Source organism: Candidatus Uhrbacteria bacterium CG10_big_fil_rev_8_21_14_0_10_50_16 (assembly GCA_002774875.1).
GTDB lineage: Bacteria > Patescibacteriota > Patescibacteriia > UBA9934 > UBA11717 > UBA11717.
In genome coordinates this window covers 62,161-76,092 of record PCYM01000001.1, presented here as the reverse complement: position 1 = coordinate 76,092, position 13,932 = coordinate 62,161, and the positions used below count along the sequence as shown (strand labels likewise).

The following is a 13,932-nucleotide window of genomic DNA, read 5'->3' as shown; positions in this document are numbered from 1 at the left end:
CTGAAGCCTATGCGAAAGATTCTCAAAACGCATGTGTTTGAAGATAAGGATCCTCGGCGAAGGATTCTGGCAATGTAGGAGCGAGGAGTTGTGCAAAAAATAAGGGACAAGTCGGCGAAGGACTTCAGTAAGTGTTGTGACGAGGGTTTTGTGTCCCAAGGGGCTCAGTGGACAAAAGAGCTTGGCCCTGAGTAATACGAAGGTCTTTTGTTCGCTGCGTCAATGAGACGGCCGCAGGAGCCGTCGAATGTCCTTGGGACACAAAGCCCGAGGAACCCTTGACACACACAAATCCCATGATCTCATCTCTGTGGATACCCAATGTGCTAAAATACCCCCATGAAAAAACCCGCAAAAAAACAGTGGCCTACAAAAACGCCCATCAAATCTTCTCTCCCTTCCCTGCGTGACGGAAATGGGAAACTCATCAAAATCACAAAAGAATTCGAGCAAGCCTATGCGCTTATGGAGAATTCCGACGATCACGTCTTTCTCACGGGACGTGCCGGCACGGGAAAATCCACTCTTCTTAAGTATTTCCGTACACAATCAAACAAAAAGCACGTTGTTCTTGCCCCAACGGGTGTGGCAGCATTGAACGTAAAGGGTCAAACCATCCATTCGTTTTTTGGCTTTCATCCCAATATCAATGCGCAGCTTGTACGAAAAGCATCCCGGGAAAATCTCGAATTCTTTGAAAAACTAGAGACCATTATTATAGACGAGATTTCCATGGTACGAGCAGATCTTTTGGACTGTGTAGACCGTGCACTTCGACTCAATCGTAACCGTATGCAAGAAGCGTTTGGAGGTGTTCAGATGATTTTTATTGGTGATCTGTTTCAACTGCCACCAGTCGTGACACGCGACGATCAACATCGCTTTGAAACCGAGTATGCGTCGCCCTACTTCTTTTCCTCCACCGTCATGCAGGGAACCGATATTCGCGTAATCGAACTTCAACACGTGCACCGGCAAAAGGAACAGTCGTTTGTAGATCTTCTTAACAACGTCCGTACAGGAAGTCTGAAGGCCGCAGATATTCTGGAATGGAATCAGCTTCACTCCCCGTATTTTGATCCAACGGAGAGCAGCCACTACGTAGTTCACCTCACCACCACCAACAAAATGGCGCAGCAGCGTAACGATCACGAACTCAAGCAGCTTCCCGGCCAAGAATGGGTCTTAAAAGCAAAAACCACGGGAGAGCTTACCGATCGCAAAATGCCATCCGAGGCCACGCTCAAGGTTAAAGAAAACGCGCGCATTATGTTTACTACCAATGACCCCGCAAAAAAGTGGGTTAATGGGTCTCTTGGCATTATTCGACGCGTTCAAAAACACGGATTAAGTAAATTTCCAACGCTGGAGGTAGAACTTGAAGACGGAACGCTTGTGGACGTTGCCCAGTACAAATGGGAGGTCTTTGAATATCAGTTGCAGGGCGGACATTTTGAGGAGACAGTTGTGGGTTCTTATTTACAGTACCCCATTACGCTTGCCTGGGCGGTTACGATTCATAAAGCACAGGGAAAAACGTTTGATCACGTACTCGTAGACATTGGCTGGGGAGCATTTGCGCATGGTCAGATGTATGTGGCGTTGAGTCGCTGCACGACATTCAAAGGAATCACCCTTCTAAAACCCTTCCGATCCAAGGACGTTATTGTCGATCAATCTGTGCTAACGTTTATGGAGCGAGCAAATGCCAGTTCATAATATCGCTAGAATCAGCCTCATGTTCGTGGTACATTGGATGTACTTTCTATGAAACACACACAACATCGAACCCTTCCACAACGCATCGACGCCGCGTTGGCCGGTTTTTTTAGACAATCTCCCGTGCAAGCGTGGGGTCATAAGCATCCACGCGCCTTTAACTTCCTCAAATCACGTCTTGGAACCAAGCGATTTACCGGTCTACCACTTTCCATTGTCTCGATCGTCCTGATCTTAACGATTTTTACACTTTTGGGAGTCATTCAAGACTATCTCGCCACCGATCCGCTCATCGCTTTGGACGCGCGTCTGGCTAACCTCCTCTTTGCGGTCCGAAACGTACAAGCGCTATCTGTCTTCTATGGCATCACGCTCTTTGGTGAGGTTTGGATTGTCCTCATTGCTGCGAGCATCCTTTCTGGCGTCCTCCTATACAATAAGCAGCGGTTGCTGGCACTTGGTGTTTGGCTTGCACTCATTCCAGGCGAGGGCGTGGCATTTTTGGGAAAGCTCCTTTTTCATCGCGAACGACCAAGTTTTCGAGCTGTCGTTGAGGACTCTTTTTCTTTCCCAAGTGGTCATGCAACCACCGTTGTAGTGTTTTACGGATTCGTCACCTATCTTTGTTTGCGCAAGGTAACGTCTTGGTTGGCGCGACTTGGCATCACGTTTGGGTTTCTCTGTCTCATGATCCTTGTTGATGCAAGTCGACTCTATCTGGGCGTGCACTATTTAAGTGATGTTCTCGCCGGCAACCTCATTGGACTTGCAAGCGTATTGTTTGCAGTAACGGCTATTGAATGGCTTTCGGAACGTAAAACAGCCATCAACTGGCACAAAGTATCCCTTGTGTGGTTATTGCCAAGTTTTTTCTGTCTCATTGGTATTGGGGTCGTACTAATGATTAAGGCACCTCTGTTTTCTACGACCGGCGAGCGACCACAGAACAAGAGTATCGCTTCTTCCGAGATCCTCTCGCTTTTTGATCAACAGAGGCTACCCCGATCCACAGAGACACTGCTTGGAAACGCGCAGGAGCCCCTCTCGTTCATTCTCATTGGTGACGAGACTTGTTTGGTGGATGTGTTTCATCAAGCGGGCTAGGCCATGGCAGATCATCCATCCTGGGAATCAGTTGAGGATGTCTCCTTTGCTACGATTAAAAACAATTCCTACCCAACGGCTCCCATGACACCCTCGTTTTATCATGCCTAGCCTCACGATTTTGGATTTGAACAAGAAACCGCCTCGCAATCTGCACGCTCCAGGTACCACGCACGATTTTCTTATCAATGACCTCATACGCACAGGCCTTGCCGCAGACGTACAAACAGCCCCCTTCTCTCCCCCTGTACTTGGACAAAACTTTGCGGGCGATCAGTTCTTTACTAACGGCGACCTAACTATCATTACCCTCACCTCTTGTAAACAAAAAGGGGCACGGTATTTGCTGAAATAAAAAAAATACCCGCAATGGGTATTTTTTATTGACTCATTACGAGTCCTTCCACTCTTGTACCTCGTCGTCATCTGCATGCCAGAACCATTCAAACTCGTCGTCACGTACCTGTTGAGACACAATCGTACCCTGGTCATTCAGCACAACATCAATCAACGATTGCCCCGACACAACCACCGCATGGTATCCCGTCCCCTGCGGCTCGACCTTTAACACGTCGCTGCCAGGGAATGCAGCGATAACCTTTTGTGAGAGGTTAGAAACCGCTGACGTGGTTGATATTGCTGCAACGGGCGTCCCGGAAACAGGAGCTGTTCCAACGGTTCCTATCAAGTATGCACCAAGGAGGTTCCACGCACGGTTTGAGTGAATCTGGCTAAAAACAGACGTCACCTCTCCACCACATCGGTCCGTAATCACACGTCGTCCACCTGGATGAGCCCCAAGATAGGAAGAAACATCATATACAGATCCACGCACAATCAACCAACAATCACTTGGTGTTTTATGATTTGCGGTCTCTGTCACTGTGTAGAATTTCTGTTTTGCACTCGTTCCCCCCGTTGCTGACGAAGGTGTTCCAAACAACGAATTTATCACCGTGCCTGTTGGGGTAGCAACGGTGGACGGATACGCGTAGGAAAGCCACAGTGCACCAAAACTCATGAGGACAAACAGGACTAAAAATACAGGAATCAATTTTTTAAGCATGCGTTAGGAATCAAGAGAAAATTCTTCTGAATGAATCTGTAGGTTTGCAATACCGAGTCGCACAAGCTGAGAACGAACGGCACGCATGAGCCCCGGAGGCCCACAAACAAACACATGGTCATTCGCTTCAAGTTTGCACGCCTTCTGGATGGCCTCACCCGTAAGGAATCCCTGCGCCTCTGAATACCACGGACGGATCTGAATCTTTCCGACCGATGCAGCGGCCATCCGCTCGAGATCCGCAAGATGAGCAGCTTCCTGCGTATTCTTCACGGCGTAGTATACATCAATCGATTGATGTGATTGTATCGTTTGTAAGAGTGACAAAAATGGCGTCACACCAATACCGCCCGCGACACACACCGCATGATGAGTGCTTGCAAGCTCCTGACCAAACGTGCCAAACGGTCCTTCGATCTGTGCACGCGTCCCCTCTTGAATGAGATCAAAGAAGCGTTGTGTATCGTCGCCTAATATTTTGAATGAGATCGCCAAACCCGTTTCTGTAGCCGTAGACGTGAGGGAGAATGGATGCGTTTCAGACCAACGTCCATCAAGTAAAAACCGGATAAAGATAAACTGGCCGGCCACAGATAAAAGCGGCTGAGATGTTGGTGTAAGATCCACGGTTAAAACATTGTCTTTTATTCGATGTAGGCCAGCGACCGTGTAGGCGTATCGTTTTACACTGACACGATTTAAAACAGTGTAGGCTAAGTAGACACAGAACCCGATCGCCGCGAGTCCCAACACATACCAACGCAACACAAGGGACGAACTTACGTCACTCGTAATCAACATCCCGTGTAAACCACCGAGGAAAAGTGCCAACCCCATGTATTGGTGTGTTTTTCGCCAAAGACCGTAGCGTGGCCGCAAATACATCGTTAGTATCATAAGAGTGATCAATAACCAAAGTGATAGGATTCCACATGTCAACGCAAGATCCAATCCAGGGACGATAAGCTGTGCCATGTTTGGTCGATGAATTTGTAACGCGTAAACCAACGCAATCACCGGATGTATAAGCAAAAATAAAAATGCCAGTGCGCCAATAAGATGATGCTCAATGTACACACGGTTTAATGCCCCCATAAGTCGCTCCATCCATCTAAAACGTGCACTTAAAAATAATGTCAGAGAAAATAACACGAGCCCCAGAATTCCAGACAACTGGCTCATGCTCTGCAAGAGCGAAGGAACGTCCGCAAACCGCACACGCAAAGGCTGCAAGCCAAGCCACAAAAGGATTGCGATACCAGACACGACCCACGCCGTGACGGTTGGTCGAGAAGGCAAAAATGCGAGACGATTATGTTGCGTCATACGAGGTTTCAATAACAATAGCTGAAGACTATCACAAATTCCAAGAGAGACACAGATGTCCTCAAACGACAAAAAACAAAATCCGGCGCACGTAGGCACCGGATTCTCAACTCAAAGAGTTATTACTCCGCAGGAGCTTCAGGAGCAGCCTCTGGAGCGACTTCTGGAGCTGCCTCAACAGCAGGTGCCTCGACAGGCGCTTCTGAAGCGACCTCTGGAGCTGCTTCAACAGGCGCTTCCGCTACAACTGGGTGCATTTCGGCAGCGTGAGCCTCCATGTCTTCTACATCAGCATTACAAGCAACGCATAGTCCCATAGTGACAATGGTTATGATTTAACGATTCCAGTATAACATCTATTCGCATTGCTGTTTTTGTACAAACTAGGATAAAATAGAGGTATTACTCCTACTTATCCACAACCTATGGGTTTTTTTGACAAAGTAAAGGGCGCATTAAACATCGGAGGCAGCAAATTAACGATTAATGGACCTGGAACGATACAGAATGGAACAAATCTTGATTTTACCGCAACACTTGTTGGCGGAAAGATGGATCAACAAATTAAAGACATAAAGGCAGAGCTCGTGATGGCCGAGGAACAAACATCCTACCAGGTAGGTGGCAGCCAATCGCAAAATATTCGCTTCGTTACGATTGCCCAGCAAACCATTACAGAGCCATTTGCTATTCATCCAGGTGAGCAAAAGCAGTTTCCTTTCTCTTTGCCCGTACAAATCATCGGAGACGCCGCAAACCAAACAGGTATCATGGGAGCGCTCAACAAAATCAACAACATGGCAACACAAAATAAGTGTGTCTACAAGTTGAAAGTCGTTGCCAATATTGAAGGATCCACAGACGCAGGGAGCGAAATGGATATTCAAATCCAAGTGTAGGTCATAGTTAAGAACGTCCTCGGGCGTTCTTTTTTTTATACACGCACGTTACACACAAACAGGGAATATTTTGCTATACTTTATGCAACATCGATCTGTATGAAACCACCAACAAACAACCTACCAGACCAAGAATTTCAATCGTTTTGTCGTTTTCCCATCTCTCCATCGGACACAGAGTCGTCCACGCCGAGTCATCCGATTAATATGTCCGACATTACCTGGCGTATTTTTCGCATCATGTCCGAGTTCGTGGAAGGGTTTCAGTTTCTCTCCAACTTTTCGCGAGAGGTAACCGTCTTTGGATCCGCACGTCTTCCACAGGAAAATCACTGGTACCAGGAAATGGCACGCCTCACCAATATGCTTGGCAAGGCTGGGTTTACCATCATTACAGGCGGCGGGCCCGGCATTATGGAAGCGGCCAACAAAGGAGCTTATGAGGCAGGAGCTCCGTCACTTGGAATCAACATCCAACTCCCTTCTGAGCAACGTACCAACCCGTACGTGACACAAAGTCGCGGATTCTATTACTTCTTTACGCGCAAGGTCATGCTCACAGCGTCTGGTCAGGCTTACGTGTACGGACCGGGTGGAATGGGAACTATGGACGAGTTTTTTGAAATCCTCACACTCGTACAGACAAAAAAAATGGCACCCGTGCCGATTGTCTGTCTTGGACGCGAGTATTGGCAACCGCTCTTTGACTGGATGGAGGAGACCATGCTTGGTCAATTTGAAGCTATTAATAAAGAGGATCTCAGCCTCGTCTCCATCGTCGATACCGCAGAAGAAGCATTTGAACTCATTAAATGCTCACAGGGACGGTCCTTCTTCTAAAACGACCTTCCAAAAAAAATAACTCCCGTTTGGGAGTTATTTTGTTTCTTTATGCATGACGTGCTTTCGGCACTGTTTGCAATGTTTGCTGAGCTCAAGTCGGTCTTTAATGACTTTCTTGTTTTTGTGTGAGTGGTAATTGATGTTTTTACACACCGTACACTCAAGTTTGATCATGTTGTCTTGGGACATATCTGCTGGTATTTGTGGGCGCACTATAGCAAAGGTTCTGGTATTCGTCAACCCATACTACGGGGCTTCGATCTTAGCCACGGAATCGCATACTCACAATGGTCTTTCCAGATGATTTTCGTCGCTTTTTAAGGGCAACTTTGCGTTTTTTGTTCATAGGTATTCCTATTTTGCCACTTTCTGAGGATTACGTCAATGTACGGCGATTTTTGCAAAAAAGTGAGGCACACCCGTTCTGAGCCAACCTATCGCACAAATGTCTTTTTTACAAGCCTCTTGTATTGACAAAGTGGGCATTTTATGATAGAAAATCTATAGCCATTCCGGCTGGAGGAAGTGATGGAACCATCCAAATTGTCGGCGCTCGACTTTGTTCGGGCGCATCTCGCGAGCCGGGGCATCCACGTTCCCGACCCGCTCCCCTACAACAGCGAGAACGGTGCTCGCGTCTGGCGAGTCGCACGCAAGGGCATCATGCTGGTCATCGAGGGCTCGTCGATCGACGAGTCGATCGACGTCGACCTCTACCTCGGGGACAACTTCGAGGACGAGGACAACGGGGACCATGCGGTTGGCATGAGCTGCCACCCGCACGACGGTCAAGACGGGCCGTATCTCTGGGCCGTGGCCGTGAGCCCGGACGCGCCCAAGAAGGCCTTCGGCACCTGGCGAGCCGTCTTCAAGCCCGCGGGCGATACCTCTCTCGAGGTCGAGATTCCCCATAAAAAGGGTCTGGAGTGGTTCGACCGGATGGTCGACACTTTCCTGGCCTACACCTCCCAGCCGGAGTAGAACCGGCCCCACTCTCACGTCAACGCCTCCGAGCTTCTCGGGGGCGTTGATATTTTACAATTAAAATCTGAAATCCCGCCTGGGTATCAAAAAATCTCCGCTGTATTTAGCGAAGATTTCTTGGCTCCGAGGGTGGGGCTCGAACCCGCTTTTGAGCAACCTTGCATCCTTTCCAGTAGGAATCCACTTTCGTTACATGGATAGTATCCTAAATCCAGCCGGCAAAATCATAAACTTTGACATTATCATCTTCAAGGCTCACTCCTGCTTGAATATCCCCAAATCCTAAAGTAGTAGCTGCGTCTGAAATAAGCTGTTTGCGTTTCCGATCAACTTCACTCCACGAAACAGGCTTACAGGCTTCCTGGAGAACGTACCGACCCCCCGTACTGGGTTCCGTTCGAGCTAGCACGTTGGTATCTTCGTTCGCACGAGCCAACCCATATAATTGAATTTCTGTTCGATTGTCAGAAACCCCATTATCTGTAATCGGTATTTTTGCGACAAGTATTCGTCCATCTGGTGACTTGATAAGAAAAGCAGCACGATTGAAACCGGCGCCCAAAAATGACAAAACGATATGTCCATCAATAATGATCTCGGAAAGTGATTCGTAAATTTCGTCCTCATTGTATAATTTATTACGAATGGGATTAAAAAAATCTTTCGATAATTCACTCGTGAGCTTTTCCAATTCTTGTTCGGGTTTAGAAGTAAATTCCTCGGATCTAGCATCGATACGTTCAATCCGATTTTTCTCGTACTTGATCGGCGCCCAATGCCTCATTTCCTCTAAAGCTTCTTTTGATTGCTGAGCCCGCTGTGCATCGTATCGTCTTTTTTCTCGGTGTTGCTTTCCTGTTTCTTCTCCTCGGCTCAACCAGCTGTCTATTTGACGAAAGTTCATAACTCTTTATTTTTTATCACACTCAAAAAAACGCGCATTTGGGGTCAGACATCTATCATAACGTCAAGTAGGGTTAGAGGTCCCCAGTCCGACTTTCTCTGGATTGAAGGCCTGACCGGTTGTGAGGCACTGATGAATGACCGTAGCAAACTTTCTTGCGACGATGCCATAGGCAACGCCCGGTGCCTTGCCTCGTGAGAGAGCATTTTCAAACAGTTCACGAAACGTATCGTTCCACCGAACAAGTAATTTAGAGCTCCATGTAAGACTTGCACGTAGATGAGGAGACCCAGCTTTGCTCAATAATAATATCGCGTTCGCCTATATCGATGGGCTTTTCGATCAATCCAGCACGAGATGTACTGTATGGTTCTCTGGCTTTCAATTTTTTCATAGCTTCAGAACAAATTTCTTTCCTAGTATAAAACAAGACTCGGCTCAAGTAAAGGAGATGGAACAGGATAATGATTTTAAAATAGGGGTCAAGTCCTTACTTCTAACATCCCCAGTTTACCGTAACAAAAAGAAAACCGACCGCTTGCGCGATCGGGTTTTCTTTTGGCTCCCGCTACTGGACGCATTCAGAACAGCGAAGTGGTCAGAGTTGGGGCCGATGATGGTTCAGTTTACAGCGTAGATTTCCATTCGTTGTACGTGAGTCCGTCTTTCCAACCAGCAAGATCAAGAACTTTTTGTACAGACTCTGTTTTTCCTTCGGAGTACCCACCAACACCTTCTGGGTATTTCTCAATCAAATCTTTTTTCAAATCGGCGTATTCGTCACGTAGATCAGGATGCGATCGTAAGTAGTCTCGAAACATCAACTGTCTTGGCCAGAATCCACCTCTATCAGCATAGGCGATTGACAGGTTGAAGGCCGTTGGCTTCCTCTTCTGGTAAAAGTGACGTTCTGTGCTTTTTGAATGAAACTTGTATCCAATTTGTTCGAGTGCGTTGCTGTACTTATCTGCATCAGCGTGATCAGGGATCATGACAGCAAGATCAATGATTGGCTTTGCCGCCAATCCTTCGACAGCCGTACTGCCAATGTGTTCAATTTCGATTGCTGAATCTCCAAAAACATCACGTAATAGCTGTTTTTCTTTTTCAAACTCTACCTGCCAATTTGAATCGTATCGAATGACACCTTTCTCATCCTGCGTTTTCTCAATCTCACTCAATGCCGCATCAATACCAAGAAATCGACCAACTTCAACAGTCTTGTCGAGATGATCGAACACATGGTCGATGAAATCGGTGAGCTTCTCTTTTACCTCATCATTTACAGCGGCAACCTCACCAACAGGAACAGCAAGGATGTTATGATCTTCTTCACCATCATCAATCTGTTCCATGAGGCCAATCGGCTCAACCTCTACGATGGAACCTGTCTTGAACGGTTGTTCTGTAATCACAAAACAATCAAGGTTGTCACCGTCTCCGCTGGTTGTATCCAGTAAAAAACCATAGGCGTAGGGATACTTGCGTGAGACTGTTACAGTTTTGATGTACTCCTGCGTTTTTTCGTTGTAGATGTTCTTCTGATCAGAATCCGATTCGTTTTCTACAAACACCTCGAATGTTGGAAGCATCTCAATCCCGATCGCCAACGCACCGTATTTTTGCTCATCTTCACGGTCATAATACTTGTACATCCCTTCAATCCAATCTTCCTTTTGCCAATCAGGGTACTCACTTTTCAAATCATCAAACATCTCACCAAAATCTGTGTAACTTTTGAGCGACGTGACTTTTACAAGCAGTTTCTTTTCAAGATCGGGTAGCTTCCGAAAGACTATCTTGTCACCGACTTGAACCTGCTGACGCTTTTCGTCGTTGAGTCGCAGTTCGTACTTCTTGGAACCCGCAACAATAGCATCGAAGGGTTTTTCTGTGAGTTTCATTTCATGAACCTTCATATGTTTTGCGCTGTTTTCTTCATAATGCTCTGACAAACTCCACACGTCCTTGAATGAGCAGTTCAACGGTGTGTTTTTCAGGATGAAGGATCTTGCCTTCCCAGTAGTCTTGAACCATACGTTTTTGTGCTTCCTCCGCATCCATCCCTTGAAACATGGCTTTGTTTTTCCACTCCCCCCATTGACCAATGATGTTGCACGCTGCGTTGTACAAGTCCATATCACCCTTGTGCAGTACATCCAGCCTCGTCACTTCATGTTCGGTCAATACGCCACCTGATTCCATTCGTCCGCTTTGTTGAAACCATCGAGCAGTTTCAAGATCTTCAAAAGCAAAGATCGAGGTAAGGCGGTCTGGCTTTTGTGAAAATCCCTCAATCCTTACTTGCTCAAAAAGTTGTTCATGATCTCGCTTTGCTTGATTTGCAACAAATCCACTTGCCATCATGGTGTATTCTTTTGGCCGTAACGAGTCTCGGATTTTGATGATTGGTCGATTTGGAACCTCAACTCGAAAAACCCTCATACTTCGTTACCAAGCAAATACTTTTCAAGCCAGTCACCTTTGAAATAGGCATTGACTCGCTCGTTCATTTTGTAAGAGGCGCCATCCCGCACGTCACAAAGGATCTGGTTCATAATCCCTATTATAAGCCAAGGGTCAAGTCTTGTATTTCAACATCCCCAGTTTACCACAACAAAAAGAAAACCGACCGTGTTTGCGATCGGGTTTTCTCTTGGCTCCGAATACTGGACGGGTTTCAGATTGGTGAGATGGTCTGACTTTGAATCAGCGGTACTAAGGTATGTAAAATGACAATTACCGATTCTTTGGCGTATGAGCATCCACCTCCTCTTTCGTTGCCATTCTCCATAGGTGACTTAAATCTTGGGTCCTGAATTTGTGCATCTCCAAAATTTTCACTTTTTCAAATGAGATCCATTGAGATTTATTCTCAGGATCGCGCTCAAATGTTTCTGAAGACAATTCATAAACATATCTCATCTGATCTGATTCAGGCGGTTCCTCCGCAAAAAGCACCTTGAAGTCTGGTTCATCAAAATCAGCGAATGACCAATTATCCCCCGTTAAAGACATACCGGTGGCAACCTCAAATCTATCTGTGGCATAAACGGCTAGCTGAGAGTTATTTTCACTCATTTCATCAAGTGCTTTTCTTGGCTCGATATACCCCTCTATAAGTTTTGTGCTGCCATGATAAAGACGGTCGGGTTTTTCCATAAATCAGAGCTAATTTCTTCTATAGTCTAAAACAAAACTCGAACCATTGCTAGTTCGAGTCCCATTGGTTCCGAATACTGAACGGGTCAGAACTGTTGAATGAAATAAAGTTGAATTGATAGCCATCCAATTAAATAAACTTGTTCAATGATTGTATTAGGGATTACTAACGACAGACTGATCGGCACGATGTACCCTTAATGCGAAATGGGAGAATTCCTGAAAAGTAATGCTATCGCTTTCTAAAATCCTTTTTGCTTCTGCGACCAACTCTTCGTCGCCAAGCTCCTGTATGGCTCCCTCAAGCAGCATGCGAATATCATCATCGATTGCTAATGGTTGCATGCAATTAATATTGTGTCGCTTCAGCTCCCTCATCCACTGCAGTGAGCGTGCAACGGCGTTTCTTTCACTTATATTCACGTAACGACGTTGAAGTCTTGAAACTTCTGAAAACGTTTCTGGCTATGCGATGTTTGCTGTAGCGAAGTGAAAGCAAATATGGGTGTAGTGAAACGGAACCGCATAGCCAGTGTTAGCTGATGTATTCCTTTTCTTTTGTTCCGCCATCGGCGGGACTTGTTTTGAAAAATTTTCAAATTTCTTTCATTATACATATGTCCGAGATATTGGGCGACCATTGACTTTTTTTCTGAATAGAGTATATTTTAATGTCGCTTTCGACCCCTACGGCAGGGACAGCCGTGACATTCAGAACAGGAGGTCGTATGCAGACCCCAAGATTCGCGCCTCAGGCCAGCGGCTCGAAGGTCACCATCCCTGGGAAGATCATCGGTGTGAAGACATATCCGGCAAGATCCGGGTTCTCGGTCTTCGGCTTCCAGATCTTCGAACCCATTCCGGAGACATACACGATCATCGTCGAGCTCGATCTGGAGACCGTCAAGGCGGTCATCAGACGACACCATCCGCATCATCCAGACTCGCTGGCAGCACTCACTTACTGGCGAGATCCTGCTCCGATCTACCCTCCGCGGTTCGAGAAGCATCTGGGCAGCGATCCCTCCAGTGCGATGCTCCAGGAGGGTACGAGGGTCAACGTGCTGTGCCAGGTGGCGAGTCTCGCAGAACAGCATTACACCGGATCCCGTCCCTTCATGGTTCGGAGTGTCGAACTCGCGGAGTGAAGCACTCCATCTGTACCGCCCACCACGAGTCGTCTACCGGCTCATCTGGTGGGCGGCTCTTAATTTCTTTTCGTCGCGCCGCCGCCGTGCGTCAAGTGTACATAAATTCGCAAAAAATGCCTTTTTTGGCGAGCTTCTATTGACTACTTTTATAAAATGGACTATATTTTAGCGTCGTTTCCTTTTACGGAACGCAACCCACGGCGGGTACAGCCGAACACTCACGTCTCCTCATGGAGGTGTAAATGAGCGCCATCGAAAGTGGTCGAGTCATCACGCTCGGCAATCCCGACAAGAGCGCCTTCGCCGGTCTGGTGGAAGGTGAGAGTCATCTCTACGTTCGGCTCACGCCTCTCAACCCGAGGCGCGAGCTCGCCGAGGGCACGTGGGACTTCACCCCCACGATCACCGGCGAGGGCAACGCCCCGGATTTCATCGTCGAGTCGCTCGCGCAGGATCTGGACGACAACATCGCTTCGCGCCACCTGGCCATCACCCGGCTGATGAACTGGCTGCTGGAGATGCAGGAGCTTCTGTCCGTCTTTAGCACCGGCTGGCGGTGGTACCTGTACAACTGCAAGGGCGATGGTGAGCGCATGATGCTGTACCATCTTGAACACACTCTCAGCCGGTGGCTGCGTACCGGCAAGGAAGATCCGGAGTGGCCCACCGATGAGGCTTCCTACGAAGAGCTCTCGCGGCTCGAGAGCTTCATGTTGATGCCGGTGAGCAACACATACAACGAGGATGACGACTAATCCAACCTAGCCGTCCACC

At 47.3% G+C, this 13,932-nt stretch carries 18 protein-coding genes; 9 read left to right on the top strand and 9 right to left on the bottom strand.

Features of this window, described 5'->3' with window-relative positions:
• The first annotated feature begins 339 nt into the window (after positions 1-339).
• The 3 genes from COV06_00395 to COV06_00385 all read left to right on the top strand — a co-directional run bounded on the left by COV06_00395 (position 340) and on the right by COV06_00385 (position 3,178).
• On the top strand, positions 340-1,719 hold the full coding sequence (locus COV06_00395) for an AAA family ATPase (GenBank protein PIR47848.1): 1,380 nt from the start codon (positions 340-342) through the stop codon (positions 1,717-1,719).
• 48 nt (positions 1,720-1,767) lie between these two features.
• On the top strand, positions 1,768-2,823 hold the full coding sequence (locus COV06_00390; protein ID PIR47847.1) for a hypothetical protein: 1,056 nt from the start codon (positions 1,768-1,770) through the stop codon (positions 2,821-2,823).
• Between the two features lie 103 nt (positions 2,824-2,926).
• Positions 2,927-3,178 (top strand): hypothetical protein, encoded by a 252-nt coding sequence (locus COV06_00385; GenBank protein PIR47846.1) that lies wholly within the window; start codon positions 2,927-2,929, stop codon positions 3,176-3,178.
• A 36-nt stretch (positions 3,179-3,214) separates the two neighbouring features.
• Here COV06_00385 and COV06_00380 read toward each other — a convergent pair whose 3' ends face one another.
• The 3 genes from COV06_00380 to COV06_00370 form a co-directional block, all read right to left on the bottom strand.
• Positions 3,215-3,844, bottom strand: coding sequence for a hypothetical protein (locus COV06_00380; GenBank protein PIR48095.1), 630 nt, complete (start codon positions 3,842-3,844; stop codon positions 3,215-3,217).
• A 48-nt stretch (positions 3,845-3,892) separates the two neighbouring features.
• Entirely contained in the window at positions 3,893-5,215 is a 1,323-nt protein-coding gene (locus COV06_00375) for a hypothetical protein (protein ID PIR47845.1), read from the bottom strand.
• Between the two features lie 122 nt (positions 5,216-5,337).
• Positions 5,338-5,532, bottom strand: a complete 195-nt coding sequence (locus tag COV06_00370) for a hypothetical protein (protein PIR47844.1) — start codon at positions 5,530-5,532, stop codon at positions 5,338-5,340.
• Positions 5,533-5,640: 108 nt separating this feature from the next.
• Here COV06_00370 and COV06_00365 point away from each other — a divergent pair, with 108 nt between their 5' ends.
• Entirely contained in the window at positions 5,641-6,114 is a 474-nt protein-coding gene (locus COV06_00365; protein PIR47843.1) for a hypothetical protein, read from the top strand.
• 207 nt (positions 6,115-6,321) lie between these two features.
• Positions 6,322-6,954, top strand: a complete 633-nt coding sequence (locus COV06_00360; GenBank protein ID PIR48094.1) for a TIGR00730 family Rossman fold protein — start codon at positions 6,322-6,324, stop codon at positions 6,952-6,954.
• 36 nt (positions 6,955-6,990) lie between these two features.
• Here COV06_00360 and rpmG read toward each other — a convergent pair whose 3' ends face one another.
• On the bottom strand, positions 6,991-7,146 hold the full coding sequence (gene rpmG / locus COV06_00355) for a 50S ribosomal protein L33 (GenBank protein PIR47842.1): 156 nt from the start codon (positions 7,144-7,146) through the stop codon (positions 6,991-6,993).
• A 339-nt stretch (positions 7,147-7,485) separates the two neighbouring features.
• Here rpmG and COV06_00350 point away from each other — a divergent pair, with 339 nt between their 5' ends.
• A complete protein-coding gene (locus COV06_00350) occupies positions 7,486-7,938 on the top strand; it encodes a hypothetical protein (GenBank protein PIR47841.1) in 453 nt (150 codons plus the stop codon).
• Between the two features lie 208 nt (positions 7,939-8,146).
• On the opposite strand, the gene COV06_00345 is transcribed toward COV06_00350, so the two are convergent.
• On the bottom strand, positions 8,147-8,845 hold the full coding sequence (locus COV06_00345; protein ID PIR47840.1) for a hypothetical protein: 699 nt from the start codon (positions 8,843-8,845) through the stop codon (positions 8,147-8,149).
• 295 nt (positions 8,846-9,140) lie between these two features.
• Between COV06_00345 and COV06_00340 the strand changes: the two genes are divergently transcribed.
• Positions 9,141-9,482: a hypothetical protein gene (locus tag COV06_00340; protein PIR47839.1), complete on the top strand. Its 342-nt coding sequence runs from the start codon at positions 9,141-9,143 to the stop codon at positions 9,480-9,482.
• Here the strand turns inward: COV06_00340 and COV06_00335 are convergent.
• The 4 genes from COV06_00335 to COV06_00320 form a co-directional block, all read right to left on the bottom strand.
• Positions 9,472-11,004, bottom strand: a complete 1,533-nt coding sequence (locus COV06_00335) for a hypothetical protein (GenBank protein PIR47838.1) — start codon at positions 11,002-11,004, stop codon at positions 9,472-9,474. The two genes, COV06_00340 and COV06_00335, sit on opposite strands and share 11 nt — an antisense overlap.
• Before the next feature lie 580 nt (positions 11,005-11,584).
• Positions 11,585-12,007 (bottom strand): hypothetical protein, encoded by a 423-nt coding sequence (locus COV06_00330; protein PIR47837.1) that lies wholly within the window; start codon positions 12,005-12,007, stop codon positions 11,585-11,587.
• A 156-nt stretch (positions 12,008-12,163) separates the two neighbouring features.
• Positions 12,164-12,385, bottom strand: a complete 222-nt coding sequence (locus tag COV06_00325) for a hypothetical protein (GenBank protein PIR47836.1) — start codon at positions 12,383-12,385, stop codon at positions 12,164-12,166.
• Positions 12,386-12,426: 41 nt separating this feature from the next.
• On the bottom strand, positions 12,427-12,648 hold the full coding sequence (locus COV06_00320; protein PIR47835.1) for a hypothetical protein: 222 nt from the start codon (positions 12,646-12,648) through the stop codon (positions 12,427-12,429).
• An 87-nt stretch (positions 12,649-12,735) separates the two neighbouring features.
• Between COV06_00320 and COV06_00315 the strand changes: the two genes are divergently transcribed.
• Together COV06_00315 and COV06_00310 are read left to right on the top strand one after the other, a co-directional pair.
• On the top strand, positions 12,736-13,155 hold the full coding sequence (locus COV06_00315) for a hypothetical protein (protein PIR47834.1): 420 nt from the start codon (positions 12,736-12,738) through the stop codon (positions 13,153-13,155).
• A 245-nt stretch (positions 13,156-13,400) separates the two neighbouring features.
• The gene (locus tag COV06_00310) at positions 13,401-13,913 is read left to right on the top strand and encodes a hypothetical protein (protein ID PIR47833.1); all 513 of its coding nucleotides are present in this window, start codon (positions 13,401-13,403) and stop codon (positions 13,911-13,913) included.
• The last annotated feature ends 19 nt before the right edge of the window (positions 13,914-13,932 follow it).